Here is a 24135-nt window from a genome sequence, read left to right as displayed (position 1 = left end):
TTCAGTTCGTGACTCCGGCTGCGGGCGCGGTCGACCGCCGCAGAACCACCTTCGCCGGGGTGGGCCGCCGTTCGGTCTCCTCGCCGGTCATGAGCGCCAGTAGCTGACGAAAGGTGTCGCGGCCCTCCTCCGCGAGTCCGAGCTGGATCGTGGTGAGCGGAGGCCGCACGTAGGCCGCCTCGGGGATGTCGTCCATGCCGGTCACCGAGACATCCTCCGGAACGCGGAGTCCCAGCTCGCTTAGGGCAAGGATGGCGCCGATCGCCATCTGGTCGTTCGCCGCGACGATGGCGGTGTACGAGCTGCCGGGCTGCAGCGCGCGCACCGCGTCGTAGCCAGACTTCGCCGACCAATCGCCGTGCACCACGGCCTCGAGCGCCAGACCGTGAGCGGCCAGAGCGTCGTCGAAGTCCTGCCGCCTGTTCCGTGCCGCCACCCAGGTGCCGGGGCCGGCCAGGTGCAGAAAGCGGCGGTGACCGAGTGCGACGAGGTGGTCGATCAGCTCGCGGATCGCCTCGCCGCGCATGTCGGGAGCACCGGAGTCGCCGGCGACCATTCCGAACGGGATGACGACAGGCACCTGGAACCTCGCGCTCTCGAACGCGTCGCGGAGTTCGTCCGTCGAGGCGAGGGCGAGGATGCCTGCGACGTCGTGCTGGTTCACGAGCTTGATCGCTTCTTCGACGTTGGCGCGATCGCCGACATCCAGCGTGATGATGTCGAGCACATACCCGTGCGCCCGCGCCTCCTCGCTTGCGCCCTGCGCCACCATGCCAGGGCCGACCTGCGTGATCTCCTGCGTCAGAGCCGCCACGCGATGCGACCGGTTCGTGGCGAGGGACCGCGCAGTCAGGTTCGGCCGGTAGCCGAGTTCGTCGAGCGCCTTGAGAACGCGTTCCCGGTTGAGCGGCTTGATGCCGGGGTCGCCCTTGAGCAGTCGGCTCACGGTCTGGTGGGACACACCGGCGTGCCGCGCGACGTCGTAGATCGTGGGCTGCTTGCCGACGGATCGGTCCGGCGAAGCTCCCATGCCGTCTGGTGACATCTACCCTCCGAATCGGGCGGCGGTGCTCGCCACAACTGTATGGCCGCCATCCATTTCGTTACCGGTAACGAAACTGTAACAGAGGATTGTTACCGGTAACGAAATGAGTTAGCTTTCATGCGAAACCTGTCGCGGTGACCGTCTCTCGGATGCCTCGCCGCAGCCGTCGCTCCCAGCACAGACAACGGAGTCCCCATGCCGTCACCCCACCCCTACGAGCCGGACCGCGTGCTCTTCGGAGCCGCTTACTACGCCGAGTACCACGAGAGCGAGCGCACCGAGGAAGACCTCGACCTGATGGTGAAGGCCGGATTCTCGGTCATCCGCGTGGGCGAGTCGGTGTGGTCGACATGGGAGCCGCGCGAAGGCGAGTTCGATCTCGAGTGGCTGCAGCCCGTGCTCGACGGGGCGCACCGCCGTGGCATCCGTGTGATCCTCGGTACTCCGACCTACGCCGTTCCGCCGTGGCTCCAGACAGCCTACCCCGAGATCGCCGCGGAACCGGAAACGGGCCGGCGGATGCCGTGGGGGAGCAGGCAGGAGGCCGACTTCACGCATCCTGCGTTCCGGTACTTCGCCGAGCGCATCATCCGCAAGGTGGTCGGACGCTACGCGCAGCATCCGGCGGTGATCGGGTTCCAGGTCGACAACGAGCCGGGGCTCGAGCTGTTCCACAACCGCGGCGTGTTCCTCCGCTTCGTGCGCTGGCTCGAGCGCCGGTACGGCGACGTCGACACGCTGAACCGCGAGTGGGGACTCACGTACTGGTCGCACCGCATCGCCGACTGGTCGGAGCTGTGGGTGCCGGACGGCAACTCGCTGCCTCAGTACGACCTGGAGTGGCGCCGTTTCCAGGCCGAGCAGACCACTGAGTTCATCTCGTGGCAGGCGAAGATCGTGCGCGAGTACTCCACGCCGAGGCAGTTCGTGACGACGTGCCTTGCATATCCGCGGCCCGCCGTCGACGACCGCGAGTTGACGGAGTCGCTCGACATCGCGGCCGGCAACCCGTACTACGCGATGCAGGACCACCTCGATCTCACGAAGCACGAGTCGGCGCAGACGCACTGGACGACCTCGGGCGTCGGTGGCTTCTTCCGGCAGGCGGATCGTCTGTTCTCGTCGAAGCAGGCGCGGTTCCTGGTGACGGAGACGAACGCCCAGTCCATCGGGCAGAGCTTCATGAACCTTCCGCCCTGGCCTGGCCAGCTGCAGGCCGCGGCACTGGGGCTGGTCAGCCGCGGTGCGGCCATGATCGAGTACTGGCACTGGCACACGCTGCCCTACGGCACCGAGACGTACTGGGGCGGCGTGCTACCGCACAGCCTGCGGCCGGGGCGCGTGTACGACGAGGTCGCCGAGATCGGCCAGCTGCTCCAGCGAGCCGGCACTGCTCTCGACGGTTACGCGCCGGATGCGGACGCTGCGCTGCTCTGGTCGAACGACTCGCGCTGGGCGCTCGAGTTCTTCCCGGCGCTGGCCCGCGACGGGCAACCGGACCGGCAGACGTACGAGCACATCTTCGACGCATTCCATACCGGCGTGATCGAGTCGGGAGCGCAGGCGCGCATCCTGCACGTCGAGCAAGCGGCGGAGCTCGGCGCTGCGGAGCTGGCGGAGCGCTATCCGGCTCTGGTGGTGCCCGCGCTCTACGTCGCAAACGACGCGACCCTCGACCTGCTCCGGGAGTACGCGAGCGCCGGCGGGCACCTCGTGATCGGCCCGCGCACGGCGTACGGGGACGAGCTGGCGAGGGCCCGTGTCGCTGTCGCGCCCGATCATCTGACCGAGGCGGCCGGCGTGCACTACGACGAGTACTCCAATCTCGAATCGTCGGTGGCGGTCTCCTCGTCCGTCATCGAGCTCGACGAGGATGCCTCGGCCACCGGGTGGATCGACGGGCTCATCGCCGAGGGCGCCGAGGATCTGGTCAGTTACCGGCATCCGCGATTCGGCGACTTCCCGGCCGTCACCTCTAAGGCCCATGGCACAGGAAGAGTCACCGTGGTCGGCACCGTTCCGTCGCGCTCGCTCGCTGCCGCGCTGATGCGCTGGGCCGTGCCGGACCGGGTCGCCGACGAGCTCGCGCCAGAACGTGGCATCCCCGTGACCGCGACCTCCGGTCGCATGCCGGACGGCACGCGCGCCTGGTTCCTCATCAACTGGAGCGGCGACGAGCAGCTGGTGCGACTCCTGCCGGCGACGCGCGATGTGGCCGACGGCTCCGAGTCCGCCGCGGATACAGTCCACACTCTTCCGGCCTGGTCGAGCCGGATCCTCCTGACAGAGCCCAGCGACCGAGACGAGGACGACCTCGTACCGAGCACCACCGAAGAAAGAGAAGGTCGACGATGAAGTTCCGAAAGACAGCACTGGCGCTGGCCTCCGGCGTCACGGCGCTCGCGCTGCTCCTCAGCGGATGCAGCAGCCCGGGAGCCAGCACCGGGTCGACGAAGCCGGTGAGCCAGGCAGACATCACCAAGGCGATGAACACGCCCACCACCCTCACGTTCTGGACCTGGGTGCCCAACATCCAGGACGAGGTGAACCTGTTCGAGAAGAAGTACCCGAAGATCAAGGTGAACGTGGTCAACACCACTGGTGGCGCCCAGCACTACCCGAAGCTGCGGGCGGCGCTCAAGGCCGGCAAGGGCGTTCCCGACGTCGCTCAGGTGGAGTACGACTACATTCCGTCGTTCACGCAGACCAAGAGCCTGCTGAACCTGACGCCGTACGGAGCGGCGGACCTCAAGAGCGACTACGTCGGATGGGTCTGGAACCAGGTGGCGAACAACTCGGGCATCTGGGGCATCCCGCAGGACTCCGGCCCGCTGGGCACCCTGTACCGCGACGACATCTTCAAGGCTGCCGGGCTGAACGGTGCACCCGCGACGTGGGACGACTTCGCCAAGGCTGCGGCCGATGTGAAGTCGAAGACCGGTTCGTACATCACGGACCTGCCCGGTAACGACATGTTCCAGATGATCGGCTTCTTCTGGCAGGCCGGCGCCCATCCGTTCAGCTATGACGGCAAGAAGACCGTCGGGATCGACCTGAACTCGGCCACCGACCAGAAAGTCGTGTCGTACTGGCAGGACCTGATCGACAAGGGCCTGGTCGCGACGGATCCCGATTTCACGGACGCCTACTACCAGGGGCTGGCAGCGAACAAGTACGCCAGCTGGCTGGTCGCAGCCTGGGGACCGGTCTTCCTTCAGGGCACGGTCAAGAGCACGAGTGGCAAGTGGCGAGCCGGAGACATTCCGCAGTGGCAGGCCGGCCAGAACGTCTCGGGCAACTGGGGAGGCTCCTCGGATGCCGTCATGGCCACGACGAAGAACCCGATCGCCGCGTATGAGCTCGCGAAGTTCATCAACAACGATCTGGCATCCACGCTGATGATGGCGAACAAGCAGTTCCTGTTCCCGACGACGACGGCGACACTCAAGGATCCGCAGTTCGTCGACGCGAAGAGCGCCTTCTACGGCGGACAGCAGGTGAACAAGTTCTTCGCCCAGGTCTCCGACACCGTCAACCCGAAGTTCCAGTGGCTGCCGTTCATGGACTACGTGAACTCCAGTTACGGGACGACGCTCGGCAAGGCGATCGCCGATCACGGCGATCTGAAGGCCGCGCTGGCGACCTGGCAGAACCAGGTCGTCAGCTACGCGAAGCAGCAGGGCTTCACCGTCAAGTGAGCACAGCGGGTCCGGGCCGGAAGCGCTCGGACCCGCTGTCGTACAAGGAGTCGACCATGTCCGTTCTCACCGCCCGGCGCAGCTCGCCGGGCCCATCCACCCAACGAACGTCGGGCAGGATCGGCGCAGCGCAGACCCGCGCGGCGTGGGTTCTCGTCATCCCGTTTCTCGTCATCTTCGCCGCGATGTTCCTCGCGCCGTTGATCTACTCGCTCTACCTGAGCATGTTCAGCTCGCAGCTGGTGGGCGGGCAGGTGTTCGCCGGACTCGGCAACTACATCCGTGCCGTTCAGGACCCGAGCTTCTGGGCCGGACTCGGCAGGGTGGGACTGTTCCTGCTCGTGCAGGTGCCCATCATGCTGGTCGCCGCCATCTGCTTCGCGCTGGCGATGGACAGCAAACGGGTCAGAGGCGGCCGCGTCGCACGTCTCCTGGTGTTCGTGCCGTACGCCGTGCCGAGTGTCGTCGCCACGCTGATGTGGGGCTATCTGTATGGCACCGACTTCGGGCTCATCACCCAGATCTTCCATGCGCTGGGCATGTCTGCGCCCAACCTGCTGTCGCCGCAGAACATCCTCGGCTCGACCATGAACATCGTCTGCTGGGAGTTCATCGGCTACAACATGATCATCCTGTACGCCGCGTTGCGGTCGATTCCGGAGGATCTGTACGAAGCCGCGGAGATCGACGGGGCCGGCCAGTTCCGTGTCGCGTGGAGTATCAAGCTGCCGGCCATCCGGCAGGCGCTGCTGCTCACGCTGATCTTCTCGATCATCGGATCGTTCCAGCTGTTCAACGAGCCCAACCTGCTGGCGAACATCGCGCCGAACTCGATCGGCACCGACTTCACGCCGAACCTCTACGCCTACAACGTGGCGTTCAAGAACCAGGACATCAACTACGCCGCGGCCATCGCGTTCCTGCTCGGCATCATCATCATGATCGTCTCGTTCGTCGTGCAGACCGCCGCCAACCGGAAGGAGCGCGAGTCATGAGCACCGCTGTGCGCCCCGCGTCGCAGGCCGTCGGTTCGGCCCGGGGAAAGCATCCTGATCCGAGACGCCGGCGCAAGGTCGTCGAACGCGAGAAGCGCCGCAGCACACTGCTCACTATCTTCGTGTGGATCTCGCTGATCTACTTCATCGTCCCGCTCCTGTGGTTGTTCATCTCCACGACGAAGGACAACTCGGACCTGTTCAGCACGTTCGGATTGTGGTTCGGCAACTCGTTCCAGTTCTTCGACAACTTCGCGAACCTGTTCACGTTCCAGGGCGGAGTGTTCTGGCAGTGGGGGCTGAACACGATCATCTACGCCGTGACCAGCGCGGTGGGCGCTGCCGCACTGGCGACGGCGGCCGGATACTCGCTGGCCAAGTATCGGTTCCGCGGACGGACCGCCATCTTCTCCGTGATACTCGGGTCGATCATGGTCCCGCTCACGGCGCTCGCGATCCCGACCTACCTGCTGTTCGCGGCAGCGAACCTGACCGACTCGATGTGGGCGATCATCCTGCCCTCCCTGGTCAGCCCGTTCGGGGTCTACCTCATGCGTGTCTACGCACTGGAATCGGTGGATGACAGCCTGCTCGAGGCGGCGAGGATCGACGGCGCGGGCGAGCTCAGGATCTTCGCGACCATAGGGGTGCGTCTGATGTCGCCGGGCATCGTGACGGTCGTGTTGTTCCAGCTGGTCGCCACCTGGAACAACTACTTCCTGCCGCTCATCATGCTGAACACTCCGTCGCTGTTCCCCGTGACCGTCGGGCTCGCGCAGTGGCAGGCGACCGCATCCGCCGGCGGTGGCGCGCAGGTGCTGTTCTCGACCGTGCTGACGGGCGCGTTCGTGTCGATCATCCCGCTGATCGTCGCGTTCCTCTTCTTGCAGCGCTACTGGCAGTCCGGGCTCGCCACCGGGAGCGTGAAGGGGTAGCGCCGGCCGGATGCTGCGGTGCCCGTCGCGTGCCGACTCCTTCGCGGCGGGCACCGCTCGTGAAAAGACGGGGCAAGGATGCGCGTGCCCGCGATGGTCCTACTGCAGCAGGTCGCGGTACTTCCGGAGCTCCGCGGGAGGGAGCATCGAGCGCAGCGCGAGCGAGAGCTGTGCGGTGATATAGGAGTCGAGCGTCTTCGTCTGTCCGAAGTACCAGTGCTTGAGGGCCCACGAGTGCGCGAGGAGTAGCAGGTCGTACGCGATCAGATCCGGGTCGTCGGCAACCAGCAGGCCCTGCTTCACACCGGCACGGATGGTGTCGCGCAACGGCTGGCTGGTCTCCACCTCGAGCTGCTTGATCCGGGTACGGCCAGCAGGGGCGAGCGCCTTGGACTCGCGGTAGGTGAGTACGGCGGCGTGGCGGTATTCGTCGATCACCCGGCAGTACGCGGCGAATGCGGCGGCCAGCCGGCGTACCGGATCCTCTCCAGCGGCATCGATCGCCGCCGGAACCTCGACGGCGAAGGCATCGAGCACCTGGGTGATCACCTTGAGCAGGATCTCGTCCTTGCTGCCGAAGTACCGATAGATCAGGCCGACGCTGACCCCCGCTTCCGCGGCCAGCGCCTGCATCGAGACAGCCTCGGAGCCATCGCGTTGCATGAGTCGCGCAGCGGCATCGAGAAGCTGCCGTGAGCGATGAGCAGCCAGAACCTGACGAGCGGCGTGCCGCGGCTGGTCAGGGGATCGATCGACAGCGGCCTCGGTCATCGGTCCCTCTTTCGCAGTGAGACGGAATTCATCGCTGTGCCGGAGCCGTCGGTGAAGCATTGACACCACGCGGTAATGAATCTACATTCATTAATACTGAATCCATGTTCATTGTGCAAATCGAGGCAAGCCGTGGACTTCGGGAGTTACCACCAGTTGACCTTCGCGCGGCACGACAAGGGCGTGCTGCTGATCACGATGGATCGGCCGGAGAAGTACAACGCCGCTGACGAGCAGATGCACGGCGAACTCGCGCGCCTCTTCGGCGAGGTCTCCGACGATCCCGAGACGAGGGTCGCCGTCATCACGGGCGCGGGAAAGGCCTTCAGCGCCGGCGGCGACCTCGGCATGGTTTCCCGCTTGGCCGGCGACCACGAGCGTGTCGACCACATGCTCCGCGAGATGAGCCGGCTGGTCTACAACATCATCGACTGCGAGAAGCCGATTGTCGCGGCGATCAATGGAGTCGCCGTCGGGGCGGGCACCGTCGTGGCCCTGCTCTCCGATATCTCGATCATGGCCGAGGACGCCAGGTTGGGCGACGGGCATGTGAAACTCGGCGTCGCAGCGGGGGACCACGCCGCGATCATCTGGCCACTGCTGTGCGGGATGGCCAAGGCGCGCTACTACCTGATGACGGGCGAGATGATCACCGGGGCCGAGGCCGAGCGCATCGGCCTGGTCAGCAAGGCGGTGCCGCGCGATCAGGTTCTCGACGAAGCGTTGCGCGTCGCCCAGGTGCTGGCCACCGGTGCCCAGCAGGCGATCCGGCTCACCAAGCGCTCGCTCAGCAATTGGCTCCGCCAGGCGGCGCCGATCTTCGACCAGTCCGCGGCCTACGAGATGCTGTGCTTCATGGCCCCCGACGTCGTCGAAGGGTATACGGCGCTTCAGGAGCACCGGGATCCGGTCTTCCCCTCGACGCGCTGAGGCGGCCGGTCATGCACTACGGATTCCAGGAAGACGAGGAGGCGTTCCGCGCCGAGCTGCGCCGCTGGGCCGGCAAGGTGCTGGCCCCGCATTATCAGTCCGACGACGTGGCGGCGCGATTCCGGCCGCAGCTGGCGCTCGACATGGCGCAGATGGGCCTGATCGGCCTGCGCATCCCCGAGGAATACGGCGGTCAGGAGGCGACGGCGGTCGTTGCCGGGATCGCCGCGGAGGAGGTCGGTCGTGCCGACTTCAATGCCGGTTACCTCATCGTCAACACCGCGCTGATCAGCGACATCCTCGTGCGCAACTGCACCGGCGAGCAGAAGCGGGCGTGGTTGCCCGGCATCGCCTCGGGCGAGACCGTGCCCTGCATCATGATCACCGAGCCCGGCGCGGGCACGGATGCGGCCGGCCTGAACCTCGCCGCCACTCCCGATGCCGACGGCTGGAGGCTGCACGGCGAGAAGACGTCGATCACGCTGGGCATGGCCGGCAACAAGGCGATCGTCCTCGCACGTACCGGAGGCGAGGGGGCCCACGGAGTCAGCGCATTCTGGGTCGATCTGGGAGATCCCGGCGTGACGCGCTCACCGATCGACGACCTCGGCAGCCGGGCGATCGGTCGCGCCTCGATCCACTTCGATGGCGTCCCTGTCGGTCGTTCCCAGCTGATCGGCGACGAGGGCCTCGGCTTCGTCGCGGTGATGCAGAGCTTCGACTACTCCCGCCCGATCATCGGGCTGCTCTGTCTCGGCGCCGCCGAGCAGAGCCTCGACGAGGCGGTGCAGTGGTCGCGCGACAGGGTCGCGTTCGGCAAGCCGATCGGCACCTTCGAGGGCGTGTCGTTTCCGCTCGCCGAGTACGCTACCTACCTCGCCGGCGCCCGGCACGTCTGCTACGAGGCACTGTGGCGCAAGGACGTCGGGCGCGAGCACAGCGTCGAAGCGGCGATGGCGAAGTTCTGGGCGCCGCGGCTGGCGACCGCGGTCATCCACCAGTGCCTGCTCACCCTCGGTCATGTCGGCTATTCGACCGAGCACAGAGTCGGCCAACGGTTGCGCGACGTGATCGGCCTGGAGATCGGCGACGGCACCGCACAGGTCTCGAAACTCGTCATCGCCCGCGGTCTGCTCGGACGTCCCTACGCCCCGTGACCGGGTACCGACCCGCCGATCACAGAAGGAGAAACACCATGGGAAGGCTGGACGACAAGATCGCGGTCGTGACCGGGGCCGGGCGGGGCATCGGCAAAGCGATCGCCACCAAGCTGGCCGCCGAGGGCGCCACCGTCGTGGCGACCGACCTCGACGGGGAGACGGCGAAGGAGACCGCGGACGGTCTCGGAAACGGGTCAGTCGGTCTGCAGCTCGACGTCACCGATCGTGAGGCGGTGGATGCGACGATCGCGCGAGTCATGGAACGCTTCGGTCGCATCGACGTGCTGGTGAACGACGCAGGCTGGGACAAGGCAGAACCGTTCGTCGACTCCGATGCCGAGACCTGGGACCGGGTCATGAGGATCAACCTCTACGGCCAGTTGCACACCTGCCACGCCGTGCTGCCGATCATGGTCGGACAGGGCGGGGGGAGGGTCGTCAACATAGGCTCCGACTCGGGCCGGGTCGGCTCGTCCGGTGAGGCGGTCTACTCGGCGGCCAAGGGCGGGGTGATCGCATTCACCAAGACGATCGCCCGCGAGATGGCCCACGCAGGCGTGACCGCCAACTGCGTGTCGCCGGGACCCACCGACACGGCGCTGTTCGCCTCCATCGGCGGGGAGAAGTTGCGCGAAGCGCTGACCAAGGCGATCCCGCTGCGGCGGCTCGGGCGGCCGGAGGACGTGGCCAACGCCGTGGCCTTCCTGGCATCGGACGAAGCCGCATTCATCACCGGCCAGACCCTCAGCGTCAGCGGCGGCCTCACAATGAGCTGAGGTACGCCACACCGAAGGACGACATCATGAGGCAGAGCCCGCTCGAGCTGTTCTCCACCGATCGCTTGCTCTGAGAGGAGGACAGAGTCATCCGCGACACGGTGCGCGCGTACGTCGACACTCAGATCAGGCCGCACATCGCGGACTGGTACGAGTCCGCACAGTTTCCGGCACGCGAACTGGCGCGCGATCTCGGCGACCTCGGTCTGCTGGGCATGCACTTGAAGGGATACGGCTGCGCTGGCTCGAGCGCGACGGCGTACGGCCTGGCCTGCATGGAACTCGAGGCCGGAGACTCCGGGCTTCGCTCGCTGGTCTCGGTGCAGGGCTCGCTGGCGATGTTCGCCGTGCATCACTGGGGGAGCGAGGCGCAGAAACAGGAGTGGCTGCCACGGATGGCCGCCGGTGAGGTGATCGGCTGCTTCGGTCTCACCGAGCCCGACTTCGGTTCCAACCCGGCAGGCATGCGAACCCGGGCACGCAGGCGGGCCGACGGCGACTGGATCTTGACGGGAAACAAGCTGTGGATCACGAACGGAAGCGTCGCCGACGTCGCCGTGCTGTGGGCGCAAACCGACGAGGAGACGGATGGTCGTGGCATCCGCGGGTTCGTCGTGCCGACCGACACCCCCGGATTCTCGGCGGTCGAGGTCAGGCACAAGCTCTCGTTGCGTGCGTCGGTGACCAGCGAGCTCGTCCTCGACGAGGTGCGCCTGCCGGATGCCGCCGTCCTGCCCGAGGCGCGGGGGCTGAAGGGTCCATTATCGTGCCTCGACGAAGCACGCTTCGGCATCGTCTTCGGTGCGCTGGGCGCCGCTCGCGACTGCCTGGAGACCGCGATCGCGTACGCGTCGGATCGCCACATCTTCGATCGATCGCTGGCGGCGTACCAGCTCACCCAGGCCAAGCTCGCCGACATGAGCCTCGAGCTCGGCAAGGGGATGCTTCTCGCGTTGCACCTCGGCAGGCTCAAGGACGAGCACGCGTTGCGGCCGGAGCAGATCAGTCTCGGCAAGCTCAACAACGTGCGGGAGGCGATCGCGATCGCGCGGGAGTGCCGCACCATCCTCGGCGCCGCCGGGATCACGCTGGAGCACCCCGTGATGCGGCACGCCGTCAACCTGGAGTCGGTGCTCACCTACGAGGGCACGAGCGAAGTGCACCAGTTGATCATCGGCCAGGCGCTCACGGGAGTCTCCGCCTTCCACTGATGACTGAGCCGCGCGCAAGCGAGCTTGCTCGCTTGGTCGAGGCGATGGGTGGGCGAGGCGCTCACGCGCATCTTCGGCGGACCCGCAGTCGACCGCCTGGGTCGGGTGAACGCCACCGCCGAGCAACCCTCCTATTGCCGAGCCACCCGTTCATTCGCGGGTGGTTCGGCAGACTGCGGGTGGCTCGTCGAGTGCCGGGACCGCGTTCGGCTCACCGCGACCACCCCCGCTGCGACGAGCGCGATGCCCACGGCGATGCCGAGGATGTAGGCGACGACGCCGAGATATCCGCCGGTGGTGGCCGAGTTCGGATCGAGGAACGGATAGGGGTACCAGTACGGCGCGCCGGTCAGCGGGTTCGTCACGAGGGGGCCGCGCACCATGGTGTACACGACCCAGGCCAGCGGAAAGACGAGCACGGCCGCGATCGCACCCCAGCCCAGGCAGCGTCGGCGAGGCGCGAGGAAGAGGTCGAGGAGAAGGAACAGCGGCACGACGACGTGGAGGACCTCGTTGGCCCACGGCACCGTGTGCCCCTGCGGCAGTGGGATCCCGCGCAGCAGGAGGTTGTAGACGACTCCCGTGATGACCATGTAGGTCGTGGCGCAGGCCAGAGCGATTCCCAGCGAGCGGGGCTCGGGCGAGGCATCCGCTCGTCCGCGGGTGCAGAACCGGATGACGGCCCACGTGAGCACGATGATCGCGAGCACGTTGGAGAGGATCGTGAAGAAGCTGAAGAAGTTGACCAACGTCGTGCCGACGTCGCGCTTCGCCGCGATGGCGCCGCCGAAGGTCACGACGGCCTGCGTGATGACGGCGGATGCTCCGAGCACTGCAGCGGTAGCGCGCAGGGCGGTCCAGGTCCAAGCCCAAGCAGGGGAGCGCAGCATGAGTAGACCCTATGGCACGCCTGCGGTGTACAGCGTGGATCACGAAATGACAACGAACCCCTCAAAGCGCGTTCAGCCGACTTCGATCGCGGTTTCGGATGTGTGTTCCAGCATGGGATTCAGGCGATCAACGGAGCTCACCTGAAGTCATGTAGGTGGTCGTGCCGCGCTGTGCGGCACGACCGTGGAGTCATTCGGGGGTTCCATGAGCGTCTGGTCGTTCAACAGGGTTGCCGGCGATACGGACCGCGAGGGGCGCGGACGCGTCGCCATCTTTCTGCGCATGCTGCTCACGATGCTCGTCGGTGCTGTCGTCGCCGGCGTGGCCGTCGCGATGGTCGTCGGGCTTGCGGCGCTGATCTGGGGCGGTACGTTCGTCGGCCTCGCGCAGCAGGCCGGCCACATGTAGCGGGCCGAGCGTCAGGCCTCGACGCGCTCGCCCACGCCGTGCGTCCCGCGCGACACGACCCGGGGGAACAGGCTCCGAACGACGAGGTTCCACAACCACGCGATGAGCAGTGCGCCCGCGACGCCCGCGAGAATCGCGCCCACGACATCCGTCGTGTAGTGCGCCCCGACGTAGAGCCGTGACCACGCTGTGACGATGATGAGCAGGATGCCCAGCACGGCGACGATCGTTCGCGCCAGTGCCCCGCGGCAGGCGACGAGCACCGCCACGGTCAGGGTCACGGCGAACACTGTGTGCCCGCTCGGGAAGCTCTGCGTCGCGTGCGACACGTTGAGCACGTGCGCCACGGCATCCAGCGGCGGACGCGGCTCCGAGACGATGGCCTTCGGCACGAGGCAGAGCAGCCATCCCGCGCCGGCGATGACCACCGTGGCCAGAGCGCGCGGCCACGACACGAGGAGCCCGACGAGCACGCCGACCACGACCAGGATGACCGCTACCACGCTCACGGAATCGAGCTTGTCGAGCGCGCGCGCCACCGTGTCGAGAAGAGACGAGTGCGTGGCGTTCAGCGCGCGGTCGAGAGCGAGCTGACTCGAAAGCCATCCAGTCGATGCCCTGGCGGCGAACCCGAGTGCGAACGTCGCGGCCCACAGCACGATCGCGATCCACACTGCGCCGGGCGGCAACGACACGAGCGGAGACCTGCGAGACCGGTGTGCGGACATTCCGTCAGTCTCGCGCCCCGCGGATGCTGGAACGTTGCGATCGCCGCGTGTCGGCTGCGAGTACGTACAGGCTCGCCTGGGTCACTCTGCGGCTGTAGCGGTCTGCTCCTCCGCCGGGGTGGGCTCGTCCGTCTCGGCGTCCTGCGGTGCGAACCACCGGCCGGCCGCGACGGCGAGGGCAGAGCCGATCACGCCCGCGACGAGCGCGAAGACCGTCCAGCCGGTGCCCCACTTCGAACGCCCGAAGGCGCCGTCGACGGAGGCCTTGCCTGGCCGCCCGGCCAGCACCAGAGCGGCCGAGGCCATCACGAGGTTGAACTCGAAGCCGCCGTTCGTGTTCCACACGCCGTTCTTCAGATGCACCTTGCGCACCGCCGTCACCATCGTCGCGATGAGCCCGGCGGATGCCAGTGGCGTGGCAGCACCGAGCGCCAGCGCAGCTCCTCCGCCTGCCTCCACCAGTCCCGCGGCGTACGCCTGCAGCTTCGCCGGCTGCATGTCGAGGGCTTCCATCGTCTTCTCGGTCCTCTCGATGCCGCCACCGCCGAACAGGTGGGTCAGCTTCTGCAGCCCATGCCCGACGAACAGCAGTCCGACCACGACTCTCAGAACGAACGTGCCCATGCGATCCTCCCCGATTCGGATGCTCCTGCATCCGTTCTATACGGGATGCCGCGTCTGTGGCATCCCGGTTGTGTACAGCGATCTCACAGCGAAAGGGCGCGGACGCGGGAACTTGCCGGTGCCCGACTGCGTTCCTTCTGACGTGAGCCGCGGTGGCTGCGAGCAGCGGGCATCCGTGATCACAATGAGAGACACGACACGAAGGAGATCTCGACATGAGTACCGAGCGAGCGATTCTCGCGGGCGGATGCTTCTGGGGCGCCCAGGAGCTACTGCGCAAGAAGCCGGGAGTGATCTCCACGCGAACCGGCTATTCTGGCGACCCGAACACCCCCAACGCCACGTACCGGCACCACGGCGACCACGCGGAGTCGGTCGAGATCGTCTTCGATCCTGCTCGCGTCAGCTACCGGGAGCTGCTGGAGTTCTTCTTCCAGATCCACGATCCGTCGACGAAGAACCGACAGGGCAACGACATCGGCCGCAGCTACCGTTCGGCGATCTTCTACACGACGCCCGAGCAGGAGCAGGTGGCGCGGGAGACGATCGCGGATGTCGACGCATCCGGACTGTGGCCGGGCAAGGTCGTGACCGAGGTCGAACCGGCCGGCGAGTTCTGGGAGGCCGAGGAGGAGCACCAGGACTACCTGCAGAAGTACCCGGCGGGGTACACCTGCCACTGGGTGCGGCCCAACTGGCGGCTTCCGCACCGTGAGGCGGCCTCCGCGTAAGCCTGAGCATGCCGGACCGCATGATGCGCCGGAAATAACACGATCCGCCGCACGGAACACCTCGTTCCGTGCGGCGGATCGTTCGTTTTACGGCAGAGCGTTCGTCGGCTGGATGCAACCTGGTCTGAGGCGTCACACGAACGGCAGCCGACGCCCGAACGCGTCGTGGTCGTTCAGCCACTCGACCGCCTCGCGGGTTGCCTCGAGTGAGGTGTATGCGGGGGAGTATCCGAGCATCCGCTGCCCCTTCTCGATGCTCATGGCGTGGCTGCGCGAGACGTGTTCGACTGTTGCCCTGGCGTGCTCTTCGCCGACCGCCGAGGCATATTTCGAAAGTGGAATGTACTCGAGTCGGGCTTGCTGTCCGAACCAGGCCGCGGCCGCTTCGGCGAAGCCGCGCAGCGTCAGGGCGCGAGGAGAGACCGCGAAGAACGCGTTGCCCGCGGCTTCGGGATGCTCGACCGCGAGCTGGAAGAGCTGGGCGACGTCGTCGGCGTGCACGTGGTGCAGCATCCCGAGCCCCTCGTCGGGGAGGGTCACCGGTTCGCCGAAGGCCAGCCGCTCCCACACCGACGGATCAAGGTTGCCCGCCGGGTTGATGACGTGCCAGCCGGGACCGGAGATGTGGCCGGGATCGATGACCACGGCGGGCACGCCGTCCTGCTCGAGCAGGTACGTCTCGAGCTCGGCCTTGCCCGTGCCGTAGGCGCCCCACCCGTTGAGCGGCGCGTCTTCCGTGCCGGGGACCTCGGTGAGGGTGCCGCGCGACCAGATGGAACCGCAGGTCACGAGCATCCGTACCCGGCCGCGCAGCGCGTCCACGAGCTGCTCGGCGGATGCCCGCGTGAAGCAGACCATATCGATCACGACGTCGGCCTTGAGGGAGGCGATGCGCTCGCCGAAGCTGCCGTCGGCGTCGAGTCCCTCGCGATCCAGGGCGACGCGTTCCACGGATGCCCACGCGTCGTCGGCGCGATACGGCTCACGCTCGCCGCGACTCACAGCGACGACCTCGTGGCCGGCACGCACCAGGCGGGGGACGAGGTAACCGCCGACGTGGCCGGTGGCGCCGATGACGACGATTCTCATGAGTGCTGCGCCATCCGCTCGTCGAGCCAGTCGAACATGCGCTGGTCGGTGAGACCGCGCGCGAGCGGCTGGCAATGGAAGTCGGCGCCCTCCGCCGCCGTGAACGGCACGAGGGTGGAGACGGAACTCGTGAGCTCCGCGAGCCGCTCAGACTGTCCCGGCCAGAACTGCTCGCGCTCCGGCGAGGTGATGAGGAGGGGCGTCGTGATGCGGTCGGCTATGTCTGCGACGGTGTACTCCCGCACGGCCTTCAGCGTCGCGGCGTAGCCGAGATCGCCGTAAGGACGGGCGCGGAACGCCCAGATGCTCGCCGGGCCCTTCTCGAACTTGAAGGCGAACTCCATGTCGCGGTCGAACTTGGCGTCTTCGCCCTTCTCGAGCAGTTCGAGCATGCTCTTCGGCAGGTGAGACGTCCACGACGTGGAAACGTCCACCACTCCGGGGTCCACGATGGCCGCCGCGAAGCGGTGCTCGAACGCCAGAGCCCGGGTGACCCAGTATCCCGCCTGGCTGATCCCGTAGGCGGCGACCCGGTCAGCGTTGATGCCGTCGAGGCCGAGCGCGAAGTCGAGCACCGGCGTCAGCACCGCCTCCCAGTCCGGGCGGAACGTGGTCGCTTGGTCGAACAGCATCGACTGCTGCCCAGGACCGTCGTAGAGAAGCACAGCGTAGCCGCGGCGCAGCGCCCCGAACGCGCACGACGACCACATCGCCGACAGGGATCCGTCACTGCCGTTCGTACCGATCAGGAGCGGCAGCGGTCCGGATGCGCCGCGCGGCCGGAAGAGGTAACCGGGCAGGCTGGTCTGCTCGTACGGAATGACCACCCTCGACGCGTCCACCTCGGGGGTGGTCTCCACGAAACGATCCCAGGCGTCGCGATGCTTGTGGAAGACGGAGAGCAGCTCGTCGGCCGAGTCCAGTGCCGATGCGGTGTTCACGGCGACGCTGTAGTAGAGGGATGCCCGCAGGTACGCGGATGCCGCGCTGGCCGCGTGCGAGCGCTGGGCCGAGGCATCCGCTTGTACTGCGACGCGGTCGCCGAGGCCCACCCACGCCTCGTACCAGCCTCGCTGGTCTTTGTCGCCGACGTCATCGACCGCGGCGAGTACCTCGCCCACGTCGGCTGCGCCGGAATATGCGGCCCCGAGCACGCAGCGCAACTCGAAGTCGAAGTCGTCGTTCGCGGAGAATCCGCGACTGAAGGTGTGCCGTGCCGACGCCATCGTCCCCCCTCGCCGAGCATGCGAGACCGTCGTACGCAGGCCCGCCCCGCGCCCAGTATCCCGAACCCGCTCGCTCGCGTACAAGGTCAGAACAGGTCGCCGTACCCCAGTTCGACCAGGTGCGCGCGGGAGTCGGCCAGGCAGTCGTAGATGTCGCGGCCGTACTGCTCGTCCTGCTCGATCAGCAGGTACTCGGCACCGGCCGCGATTCCCGCCTCGACGACGCCGGCGAAGTCGAGCGTTCCGCGACCGACCTCGGCGAACTGGACGAGTTTGTTCCAGTACTCCGTCCAGGTGCCCTGGTCGCCGGCGGCCAGAGCGGCGAACGCCTCCGCCGGCGGCAGGGCGATGCGGTAGTCCTTCAGATGCACCAGGTCGACAGCACCGTTGTACTTCTTCAGTACGGTGACCGGGTCCATTCCGCCGCGCTGGATCCAGTGCACATCCAGCTCGAGCTTGAGGTCGGGTGCCTCGTTCCTGATCAGGTCGAGGATGAGCTGCCCGTCGACGCGCGCGAACTCGACGTGGTGGTTGTGGTAACTCAGCACGATGCCCTGATCGGCGAGTCGGCGAGCCATCTCGTCGGCGTCTGCGATGAACGAGAGCAGGGCATCCTTCGAGGCGAGCGCCGTCATCGGCAGCATGCCGATCCGCACCCGGCTCGTGCCCAGGGCGCGGCAGTCGTCGACGATCTTGTCGAACGACTCGCGCAGCGAGTCGTTGCCGCCGCCACCGGTCGGGCCCATCCCGCCGGAGATCGCGGCGACCAGCATGCCGAAGTCGTCGTTCGCCCGCACGATCTCGTCCCTGGTCTGCGCCGTGAGCTCGATCTGCGAGACCTCGACCACGTGGAAGCCGATCTCGGACAGCCGCTTCCAGGTCGCGTATGCACCGTTCTGCGCGACATCGCGCTTCAACATCATCGCCTGGACGCCGAGTCTTGCCACCCGAGAGCTCCTGTTCCTCGTCTCGCCCCGGCATCCGTCGTGGCCGGGGCTGCGAGTGACAGTGTGTGCCGGTTCGCGCTGGATGGCAAAGGCTTGCCACTTGTTGCCATCGCCGCGTTTCGAAGAGCGCGGTGCGGCCGGGGCACTGGTATCCGGTCGGTGCTGCGTCTTCAATGTGGGTATGGCGAATCGGATGCTCGATACTCCCTGCTTGGAGACGACGAGCCTCGCAGGCAAGCGAGTTCTCATCACCGGCGCGGCGGGCCGCATCGGCAGCGCCGCCACACAGCGGCTCGCCGGGACCGGCGCACTCGTGACCGCCCTATGCCAACCGGGGCAGGACGTGGCGGGGGCGGATCGGGTGGTGCACGGAGACACGCGCTCACCGGATGAGGTCGGGGCGGCCCTCGACGATGTCGAGCTCGTCGTGCACCTGGCCGCCCTGATCCACAGGGATGCCGGCAGCCCGTACGACGTGTACACGACCAACGTGGTGTCGACGTTCAACGTGCTGGTGCAGGCGGCCGAGCGCGGCGTACGGCGGGCTGTGGTCGCCGGCAGCATCAACCGGTACGGCCTGCCTCAGGGCGTCGACCCGGCCGCGCGCCCCGCCTACTTTCCGATCGACACCGACATTCCCGCCGATGTCTCCGATTGGTATTCGCTGTCGAAACTGAACGACGAGAACACGTCGCGGATGATGTGGCGACGGTGGGGTATGGATGTCGTCACGCTGCGATTTCCGCATGTGAACTCGATGGCCGCCATCGAGGAGCTGTCGGTGCGGCTCACCGACGACCCGCGACCCGCCCTCACCGAGGGATGGTCGTATCTGGACGTGCGCGACGCGGCGCTGGCGATCGAGCTGGCGCTGGAGTCGAACGAGCCGGGGGCGAACGGGTTCTATCTCGCGGCGCCGTTGACGAGCATCCCGTACCGCACCGAGGACGTGCTCGATGCGCTTGCGCCCGAGGTGCCGCGCCGGAAGCGGTTCGTGGAGCGTGAGGTGCCGATCGACCTCACGGATGCAGAGCGCCTGATCGGGTTCCGTGCCGAGCACATCCTCCAGCTCGAGACACGCGAGCTGCCGGTGCAAGGGGTTCGGTGACCAGCGCTCAGCCGGTACCGTGCTGACATGGACGCCGAGCAGGTCACCGAACGCATCACGTATCACGGAGAGGGACCGATCTGGGATCCGGTGCGCGGCAGGCTGCTCATCGTGGACATGCTGCGAGGCGAGGTGCTCGACCTCGGCGACCCGCGCCGCGGCCGGCTGGACTCGGATGACGTGCCTCGCTATCACGTGGGATCGGTGGCCGCCGCGCTTCGCCCGCGTTCGGCGGGTGGGTTCGTGGTCGCGACGGAGCACGGCTTCAGCCTGTTCGACGCCGACTTCGTGCTGGAGCGGGCGTTGCCGGATGTGGTGACGGATGCCGGCATCCGCATGAACGACGGTGGTTGCGATCCCCAGGGCCGTTTCTACTGCGGCACGATGGCGTACGACGAACGAAAGGGCGCAGGTACGCTGTTCCGGCTGGAACCGGACGGCGCGACGAGCGTCGCCTTCGGAGACGTGACCATCTCGAACGGACTGCAGTGGAGCGCCGACGGCGCCACTGCGTATTACAACGACACCCCCACGCAGTGCATCGACGCGTTCGACTACGACGGCGAGACGGGCGCTTTCTCGGGCCGCCGGCACCTTGCGGAGATCGACCCGACGCAGGGGCATCCTGACGGACTGACCATCGACGCCGAAGGCGGCCTGTGGGCGGCCTTGTGGGGTGGCGGCAAGGTGCACCATTACGACCCCGACGGCTACCTGGTCGACGTGATCACCGTTCCCGGCGTCAGCAACACGTCGGCGGTCGCGTTCGGCGGTAAGGACCTCGACGTGCTCTACATCACGACCTCGCGCGAGGGCATCGCCGACGGCGAGGAACCGTGCGCCGGCTCGGTCTTCGCCGCTTCCCCCGGGGTGCGCGGGCGCATCCTGCCGACGTTCGCCGGATGACTGCGGGCGATCAGTCGCCGCGGCGCGCGCGGAAGCGCACGGTCGTGCGCAGCAGCAGTGCGGCCAGTGCGAGCACCACGATCGTCGCCGCGAAGATGAGCGTCGCGGTCGCGTAGACCGCGGGCGTCGCGCCGTACTGCAGTGTTCCGTACAGGTACACGGTGAGCACGTTCACCGTCGGCGTCGACAGGAAGTTCGCGATCACCACGTTGTCGAACGCGAACGTGTAGGCGATGATCGCTGCTGCCGCGATGGCGGGCCCGAGCTGCGGCAGCACGACGAGGCGCAGGGTCGCCAGGCGCGATGCACCCAGGTCGGAGGCGGCATCCTCGATCTGGGGGTCGAGCGTGAGCACCCGCGCCCTGATCACGAACGCCACCACCGAGATGGCCGGCGGCGTCAGCGCCGCGATCAGGGTGAACTCGCTGAGCGGAATGCGGGTCTCGGTGTAGAAGAGCAGCAGCGAGACGCCGAGCACGGTGTCGGGCACGATCAGCAGGATGTACGTGAGCGCCGCGAGCAGGCGCCTCACGGCGCGATTCGGGTTGCGTGCGAGTTCGAACCCGAGGATCGTGCCGATGAGAACGGCGATCACCGCCGCCCAGAACGCGACCACGAGGCTGGTCTCGGTCGCCTGACGGATGGTCGGGTCGCTCACCGCCTGGGTGTACCAGTCCCAGGAGAACCCGGTGAACGCGGAGGTCTGCTTGCCGGCCACCCCTGCGTTGAACGAGTACGCGATCGCGGTGACGATCGGCGAGAACAGGAACACCACGGCGACGCCGAACCAGATCCACAGCGCCACTCCGGTCACCAGTCGCGGGCCACGGGAGCCGACCGGCGGATGCCCGGACTCGCGCAGCAGGGCAGGTGCGGTCATCCTTCGACCCGCTTCGCACGTTCAGGACGCCCGGGCTGGCCGCCGGTGGCGTCGAAGCCGCGCGTGAGTCGCACGAGCAGTGCAACGATGACGGCGATGGCGATCACCAGCAGCACGACCATGGCGGAGCCGAGCGCGTAGTTCTGCGATTGCACGTACTGCGCCGAGATGGCCTGCGCCAGGAACAGCCCCTTGTTGCCGCCCAGCAGCACCGGGATCACCAGTTCGCCGAGCATCGGCACTGCCGTGAGCAGCGCTGCCGTGGCGATACCCGGTCGGCTGAGCGGGAGGATGACCGTGAAGAACGTCGCAGACGGCGAGGCGCCCAGATCGTGGCCGGCCTCGATCACCTCCGGTGGGATGCGGTCCAGCACGACGGCCAGCGCGATGACCGCGATGGGGAGGTAGACCGCGATCGTTCCGATCACGACCGCGGGAATCGAGTCGAGGATCGTGAGAGGCGAGTGGAGCAGGCCGATGCTGCGGAGCATCCGTTCCAGCGGGCCGCCCTGCGCAAGCAGGATCTGCCACGACATCACCCGGATGAGCAGGCTCGCCAGGTAGGGCACGAGGATCAGCGCGAACGCCACGATCTTGAACCGGCCACTGCGCCGGGCGATGGCGTACGCGATCGGGTATGCGAACACCAGGCACGCGGCGCTCGACCCCACGGCGAACGCGAGCGTGCGCAGGAACGTCTCCAGATAGAGCGGTCCGAGCGCTTGCGCGTAGTTGTCGAGCGAGAAGCCGAGCGTGACCGACCCGAACCCGCTCGTGCCGAACGAGTACACCAGGGTGAAACCGAGCGGTACGAGGAACAGCACCGCGAGCCAGGCGAGCGGGATGGCAGCCAGCACGTGGTCGCCCGTGTTCCGCCTCACGCGCCCTCCCTTCGCGGCGCCCCAGCAGAAGACAGGCATGAGAGCGATCTCACCGCCGGGACAGGCATATTCTGCCTGTCCCGGCGAGTTTTGCCTGTCTTCGGTGTGAACCGCTCACGCCCCGGCGGCGGCCTGCACCTTGTTCTGGATGTCTTGGAACGTCGGGTACGTGTCGGGGTTCACGACGAAGCTGGTCAGCTTGTCGAGGTCGACGTTAGGCCCGCCGAAGATCAGGTCGGCCTGCTTCACGTTCGACGGCATCTTGCTCTTGAGACCCTTGAGCGACGCAGGGTAACCGAGGTAGACGGTTTCGTTGAGCTGCACCGTCGGCGTCAGCTGGTACTCCAGGAACTGGTACGCGCGATCGATGTCGGGCGCGCCCTTCGCGATGGAGAAGCTGTCGACCCACAGCTCGCTCGTCGGCCCGGGAACCACCCACTTGAGCTTCGGGTTGAGCAGGATGGCGTTGCGCGCGTACGCCTGGTTGGCCTGCGCCATCACGATGGCACCGCTGGCCATCGCGTTGGCGTCGAACGCCGAGAACGTCTTCACGTGCTTCGCGAAACCGGTGAGGAAGTCGGCCGTGCCCTCGATGTCGCTGATCTTCTTCGTGTTCCAGTCCTTGCCCTGGATCCACAGCGCCGGCCCGACCGTCTCCTCGGCGGCACTTGTCATGCGGATGCGCCCACTCACGTTCGGCTTCGCGCCCGCGTCGAAGAAGTCCTGCCACGTCTTGATCTCGCCGCCGGTGGCATCCGGATCGTAGACGACACCGAGGAGGCCCCAGTCCTTGGGGATCGAGTACTTGTTCCCGGGGTCGTAGTTTCGGTTCAGCAGCGACTGGTCGAGGTTCTTCAGGTTCAACCGGTCGTGGTCGAGCTCCTCGAGCAGTCCCTTGTCGGAGATCTGCTTGATCCAGCTCGACGAGGGCACCACGATGTCATAGCCGGCGCCCGCCGCCGAGTTCAGCTTCGTGTACAGCGTGTTGTTGTCGGTGTATGTCGAGATCTTCGGCGTCACCCCGTACTTCTTCGCATAGGCGGCGAGGTCGTCCTTCGAGAAGTAGTCGGGCCAGGTGTAGATGTTCAGCTGGCCGGTGAGCTTCGCGGACGCCGTGCCCGACGACCCGGAACCCGGCGACGAGCATGCGGCGAGGAAGGCCGCGACGGGCGCGAGCGCGGCGGCGCCCAGGACGGCGCGACGACTGACGGGATGCGCAGAACTGCTCATGACGGTTCCTTTGCTGCGGGAATCCGTGCACGAGCGGTTCGCACTGCCGCACGGACTCGAAGGGAAACGGGAATGCCTCAACCCTCAAAGGTAACCGCCGCAGGCCAGGCGCGAGCCCGGGTGTTCACCCGGCGTAACGTCGCGCGCGTCCCCGGGCGAGCTCAGCGGTCGTCGTCCGAGACCGCGGGTTCGAGATCGTGGATGATCGACTCGAGATCCAGCTCGTCGAACGACGTCATCGGCGACGAGTCGAGCCGGATCGCGTGGTAAACGTGGTCGACGCGCTCCACATACCCGATGAGGCAACGTGCGTCGTTGGCGGGATAACGAGAGTCGACGACACACCATCTGTTCGCGCCGATGCGCTGCAGCGAGACGTGCGGGGGGAAGCCGGCAGAACGCGGCGAGGCGTCGTCGCGCGCGGAGTGGTCGTTGTGGTTCACGGTGCTCTTTTCGGCGCGCGTGCAGATGCGGCGGCGCGAGGTTTTCGCACCGCCGCACCCGTTCCGGGTCAGACGCTTCTTCTCAGGAGCCTGAAGAGGCCGACGATGATGCCGATGATGAGCAGGATGATGCCGATCCACAGCAAGAAGCTCGCAACGTGCACGAAGATGCCGAGGAACAGCAGGATGATTCCGATGATCAGCAGGATTACAGCTAGAGCAACCATGTCCGTCACCCTGACAGCGCCGCATGGCCGGCACCACCCCTTGCCAGAATCGCCCGACTTGTGCTTTGTTGCGCGGACGAGCGAGACGACGAGAGCGTATGGGAGCACGATCATGAGCGACACGAACGGGCAGCCGGACCCGGACATCCGCACGGAGCCTCTCGAGGGCTCCGAGCGTTCCGGCGACGGAGCGCGCGACGACGCAACAACCAGCACCGCCGACGAGAACAGGGCAGCCGACCGGGTCGACGAGGAGGATCGTCCACGGCCATCGACCGACGCCGAGACGTCTGAA

General features: G+C 67.0%; 24 protein-coding genes and 1 pseudogene. 12 read left to right on the top strand and 13 right to left on the bottom strand.

The annotated features are described in order from the left end of the window. Window position 1: 1 nt before the first annotated feature. On the bottom strand, window positions 2–1045 hold the full coding sequence (locus ACYVII_RS11135) for a LacI family DNA-binding transcriptional regulator (RefSeq protein WP_460534922.1): 1044 nt from the start codon (window positions 1043–1045) through the stop codon (window positions 2–4). 195 nt (window positions 1046–1240) lie between these two features. On the opposite strand from ACYVII_RS11135, the gene ACYVII_RS11130 reads away from it, so the two are divergent. The 4 genes from ACYVII_RS11130 to ACYVII_RS11115 are packed head-to-tail and all read left to right on the top strand — an operon-like array spanning window position 1241 to window position 6673. Continuing rightward, window positions 1241–3400, top strand: coding sequence for a beta-galactosidase (locus ACYVII_RS11130; RefSeq protein WP_460534920.1), 2160 nt, complete (start codon window positions 1241–1243; stop codon window positions 3398–3400). After that, a complete protein-coding gene (locus ACYVII_RS11125; protein ID WP_460534918.1) occupies window positions 3397–4743 on the top strand; it encodes an ABC transporter substrate-binding protein in 1347 nt (448 codons plus the stop codon). Before ACYVII_RS11130 ends, ACYVII_RS11125 begins: the two co-directional genes overlap by 4 nt. Before the next feature lie 56 nt (window positions 4744–4799). Next, complete coding sequence (locus ACYVII_RS11120; RefSeq protein WP_460534916.1) at window positions 4800–5738, top strand: carbohydrate ABC transporter permease; 939 nt, start codon at window positions 4800–4802, stop codon at window positions 5736–5738. Then, window positions 5735–6673, top strand: coding sequence for a carbohydrate ABC transporter permease (locus tag ACYVII_RS11115; protein ID WP_460534914.1), 939 nt, complete (start codon window positions 5735–5737; stop codon window positions 6671–6673). Before ACYVII_RS11120 ends, ACYVII_RS11115 begins: the two co-directional genes overlap by 4 nt. Window positions 6674–6772: 99 nt before the next feature. Here the strand turns inward: ACYVII_RS11115 and ACYVII_RS11110 are convergent, their stop codons facing one another. Further along, the gene (locus ACYVII_RS11110) at window positions 6773–7444 is read right to left on the bottom strand and encodes a TetR/AcrR family transcriptional regulator (protein ID WP_460534912.1); all 672 of its coding nucleotides are present in this window, start codon (window positions 7442–7444) and stop codon (window positions 6773–6775) included. A gap of 132 nt (window positions 7445–7576) precedes the next feature. On the opposite strand from ACYVII_RS11110, the gene ACYVII_RS11105 reads away from it, so the two are divergent. The 4 genes and pseudogenes from ACYVII_RS11105 (at window position 7577) to ACYVII_RS11090 (ending at window position 11521) form a co-directional block, all read left to right on the top strand. Then, window positions 7577–8374: an enoyl-CoA hydratase/isomerase family protein gene (locus tag ACYVII_RS11105; RefSeq protein ID WP_460534910.1), complete on the top strand. Its 798-nt coding sequence runs from the start codon at window positions 7577–7579 to the stop codon at window positions 8372–8374. A gap of 11 nt (window positions 8375–8385) precedes the next feature. Next, window positions 8386–9531 (top strand): acyl-CoA dehydrogenase family protein, encoded by a 1146-nt coding sequence (locus tag ACYVII_RS11100; RefSeq protein ID WP_460534908.1) that lies wholly within the window; start codon window positions 8386–8388, stop codon window positions 9529–9531. A 38-nt stretch (window positions 9532–9569) separates the two neighbouring features. Further along, complete coding sequence (locus ACYVII_RS11095; protein WP_460534905.1) at window positions 9570–10310, top strand: SDR family NAD(P)-dependent oxidoreductase; 741 nt, start codon at window positions 9570–9572, stop codon at window positions 10308–10310. A gap of 26 nt (window positions 10311–10336) precedes the next feature. After that, window positions 10337–11521: pseudogene (locus ACYVII_RS11090) on the top strand (acyl-CoA dehydrogenase family protein). 131 nt (window positions 11522–11652) lie between these two features. Here the strand turns inward: ACYVII_RS11090 and ACYVII_RS11085 are convergent. Next, window positions 11653–12411, bottom strand: coding sequence for a Pr6Pr family membrane protein (locus ACYVII_RS11085; protein ID WP_460534903.1), 759 nt, complete (start codon window positions 12409–12411; stop codon window positions 11653–11655). A 205-nt stretch (window positions 12412–12616) separates the two neighbouring features. On the opposite strand from ACYVII_RS11085, the gene ACYVII_RS11080 reads away from it, so the two are divergent. Continuing rightward, window positions 12617–12820: a hypothetical protein gene (locus tag ACYVII_RS11080; RefSeq protein ID WP_460534901.1), complete on the top strand. Its 204-nt coding sequence runs from the start codon at window positions 12617–12619 to the stop codon at window positions 12818–12820. A gap of 11 nt (window positions 12821–12831) precedes the next feature. Here ACYVII_RS11080 and ACYVII_RS11075 read toward each other — a convergent pair whose 3' ends face one another. Then, window positions 12832–13548, bottom strand: coding sequence for a phosphatase PAP2 family protein (locus ACYVII_RS11075; protein ID WP_460534899.1), 717 nt, complete (start codon window positions 13546–13548; stop codon window positions 12832–12834). A gap of 81 nt (window positions 13549–13629) precedes the next feature. Beyond that, complete coding sequence (locus ACYVII_RS11070; protein ID WP_460534897.1) at window positions 13630–14172, bottom strand: DoxX family protein; 543 nt, start codon at window positions 14170–14172, stop codon at window positions 13630–13632. A gap of 215 nt (window positions 14173–14387) precedes the next feature. On the opposite strand from ACYVII_RS11070, the gene msrA reads away from it, so the two are divergent. Further along, entirely contained in the window at window positions 14388–14903 is a 516-nt protein-coding gene (gene msrA / locus ACYVII_RS11065; protein WP_460534895.1) for a peptide-methionine (S)-S-oxide reductase, read from the top strand. A gap of 132 nt (window positions 14904–15035) precedes the next feature. On the opposite strand, the gene ACYVII_RS11060 is transcribed toward msrA, so the two are convergent. From ACYVII_RS11060 to ACYVII_RS11050, 3 genes are all read right to left on the bottom strand, one after another. After that, window positions 15036–15992 carry a Rossmann-fold NAD(P)-binding domain-containing protein gene (locus ACYVII_RS11060; RefSeq protein ID WP_460534893.1) on the bottom strand — a complete coding sequence of 319 codons (957 nt, stop codon included), beginning with the start codon at window positions 15990–15992 and terminating at the stop codon, window positions 15036–15038. Beyond that, window positions 15989–17218, bottom strand: a complete 1230-nt coding sequence (locus ACYVII_RS11055; protein ID WP_460534891.1) for an alpha/beta hydrolase family protein — start codon at window positions 17216–17218, stop codon at window positions 15989–15991. Before ACYVII_RS11055 ends, ACYVII_RS11060 begins: the two co-directional genes overlap by 4 nt. An 86-nt stretch (window positions 17219–17304) precedes the next feature. Further along, complete coding sequence (locus ACYVII_RS11050) at window positions 17305–18165, bottom strand: sugar phosphate isomerase/epimerase family protein (RefSeq protein ID WP_460534889.1); 861 nt, start codon at window positions 18163–18165, stop codon at window positions 17305–17307. A gap of 211 nt (window positions 18166–18376) precedes the next feature. Between ACYVII_RS11050 and ACYVII_RS11045 the strand changes: the two genes are divergently transcribed. After that, window positions 18377–19273 carry an NAD-dependent epimerase/dehydratase family protein gene (locus ACYVII_RS11045; protein WP_460534886.1) on the top strand — a complete coding sequence of 299 codons (897 nt, stop codon included), beginning with the start codon at window positions 18377–18379 and terminating at the stop codon, window positions 19271–19273. A 27-nt stretch (window positions 19274–19300) separates the two neighbouring features. Further along, entirely contained in the window at window positions 19301–20179 is an 879-nt protein-coding gene (locus tag ACYVII_RS11040; RefSeq protein WP_460534883.1) for an SMP-30/gluconolactonase/LRE family protein, read from the top strand. A gap of 10 nt (window positions 20180–20189) precedes the next feature. On the opposite strand, the gene ACYVII_RS11035 is transcribed toward ACYVII_RS11040, so the two are convergent. The 5 genes from ACYVII_RS11035 to ACYVII_RS11015 all read right to left on the bottom strand — a co-directional run bounded on the left by ACYVII_RS11035 (window position 20190) and on the right by ACYVII_RS11015 (window position 23840). Next, complete coding sequence (locus ACYVII_RS11035) at window positions 20190–21059, bottom strand: ABC transporter permease (protein ID WP_460534880.1); 870 nt, start codon at window positions 21057–21059, stop codon at window positions 20190–20192. Then, window positions 21056–21940, bottom strand: coding sequence for an ABC transporter permease (locus ACYVII_RS11030; RefSeq protein ID WP_460534878.1), 885 nt, complete (start codon window positions 21938–21940; stop codon window positions 21056–21058). Before ACYVII_RS11030 ends, ACYVII_RS11035 begins: the two co-directional genes overlap by 4 nt. Before the next feature lie 114 nt (window positions 21941–22054). After that, window positions 22055–23170 (bottom strand): polyamine ABC transporter substrate-binding protein, encoded by a 1116-nt coding sequence (locus ACYVII_RS11025; protein WP_460534876.1) that lies wholly within the window; start codon window positions 23168–23170, stop codon window positions 22055–22057. Between the two features lie 161 nt (window positions 23171–23331). Then, entirely contained in the window at window positions 23332–23613 is a 282-nt protein-coding gene (locus tag ACYVII_RS11020) for a hypothetical protein (protein ID WP_460534874.1), read from the bottom strand. A gap of 68 nt (window positions 23614–23681) precedes the next feature. Next, the gene (locus ACYVII_RS11015; protein ID WP_460534872.1) at window positions 23682–23840 is read right to left on the bottom strand and encodes a hypothetical protein; all 159 of its coding nucleotides are present in this window, start codon (window positions 23838–23840) and stop codon (window positions 23682–23684) included. Between the last annotated feature and the right edge of the window lie 295 nt (window positions 23841–24135).

Source organism: Humibacter ginsengiterrae, from assembly GCF_054780115.1.
This window is presented reverse-complemented; position numbering and strand designations above follow the sequence as displayed.

Bases quoted from the DNA above. Each gene is read 5' to 3' on its own strand.
- ACYVII_RS11135 (WP_460534922.1), bottom strand. From the start codon at position 1,045: ATGTCACCAGACGGCATGGGAGCTTCGCCGGACCGATCCGTCGGCAAG.
- ACYVII_RS11130 (WP_460534920.1), top strand. From the start codon at position 1,241: ATGCCGTCACCCCACCCCTACGAGCCGGACCGCGTGCTCTTCGGAGCC.
- ACYVII_RS11125 (WP_460534918.1), top strand. From the start codon at position 3,397: ATGAAGTTCCGAAAGACAGCACTGGCGCTGGCCTCCGGCGTCACGGCG.
- ACYVII_RS11120 (WP_460534916.1), top strand. From the start codon at position 4,800: ATGTCCGTTCTCACCGCCCGGCGCAGCTCGCCGGGCCCATCCACCCAA.
- ACYVII_RS11115 (WP_460534914.1), top strand. From the start codon at position 5,735: ATGAGCACCGCTGTGCGCCCCGCGTCGCAGGCCGTCGGTTCGGCCCGG.
- ACYVII_RS11110 (WP_460534912.1), bottom strand. From the start codon at position 7,444: ATGACCGAGGCCGCTGTCGATCGATCCCCTGACCAGCCGCGGCACGCC.
- ACYVII_RS11100 (WP_460534908.1), top strand. From the start codon at position 8,386: ATGCACTACGGATTCCAGGAAGACGAGGAGGCGTTCCGCGCCGAGCTG.
- ACYVII_RS11095 (WP_460534905.1), top strand. From the start codon at position 9,570: ATGGGAAGGCTGGACGACAAGATCGCGGTCGTGACCGGGGCCGGGCGG.
- ACYVII_RS11085 (WP_460534903.1), bottom strand. From the start codon at position 12,411: ATGCTGCGCTCCCCTGCTTGGGCTTGGACCTGGACCGCCCTGCGCGCT.
- ACYVII_RS11080 (WP_460534901.1), top strand. From the start codon at position 12,617: ATGAGCGTCTGGTCGTTCAACAGGGTTGCCGGCGATACGGACCGCGAG.
- ACYVII_RS11075 (WP_460534899.1), bottom strand. From the start codon at position 13,548: ATGTCCGCACACCGGTCTCGCAGGTCTCCGCTCGTGTCGTTGCCGCCC.
- ACYVII_RS11070 (WP_460534897.1), bottom strand. From the start codon at position 14,172: ATGGGCACGTTCGTTCTGAGAGTCGTGGTCGGACTGCTGTTCGTCGGG.
- msrA (WP_460534895.1), top strand. From the start codon at position 14,388: ATGAGTACCGAGCGAGCGATTCTCGCGGGCGGATGCTTCTGGGGCGCC.
- ACYVII_RS11060 (WP_460534893.1), bottom strand. From the start codon at position 15,992: ATGAGAATCGTCGTCATCGGCGCCACCGGCCACGTCGGCGGTTACCTC.
- ACYVII_RS11055 (WP_460534891.1), bottom strand. From the start codon at position 17,218: ATGGCGTCGGCACGGCACACCTTCAGTCGCGGATTCTCCGCGAACGAC.
- ACYVII_RS11040 (WP_460534883.1), top strand. From the start codon at position 19,301: ATGGACGCCGAGCAGGTCACCGAACGCATCACGTATCACGGAGAGGGA.
- ACYVII_RS11035 (WP_460534880.1), bottom strand. From the start codon at position 21,059: ATGACCGCACCTGCCCTGCTGCGCGAGTCCGGGCATCCGCCGGTCGGC.
- ACYVII_RS11025 (WP_460534876.1), bottom strand. From the start codon at position 23,170: ATGAGCAGTTCTGCGCATCCCGTCAGTCGTCGCGCCGTCCTGGGCGCC.
- ACYVII_RS11015 (WP_460534872.1), bottom strand. From the start codon at position 23,840: ATGGTTGCTCTAGCTGTAATCCTGCTGATCATCGGAATCATCCTGCTG.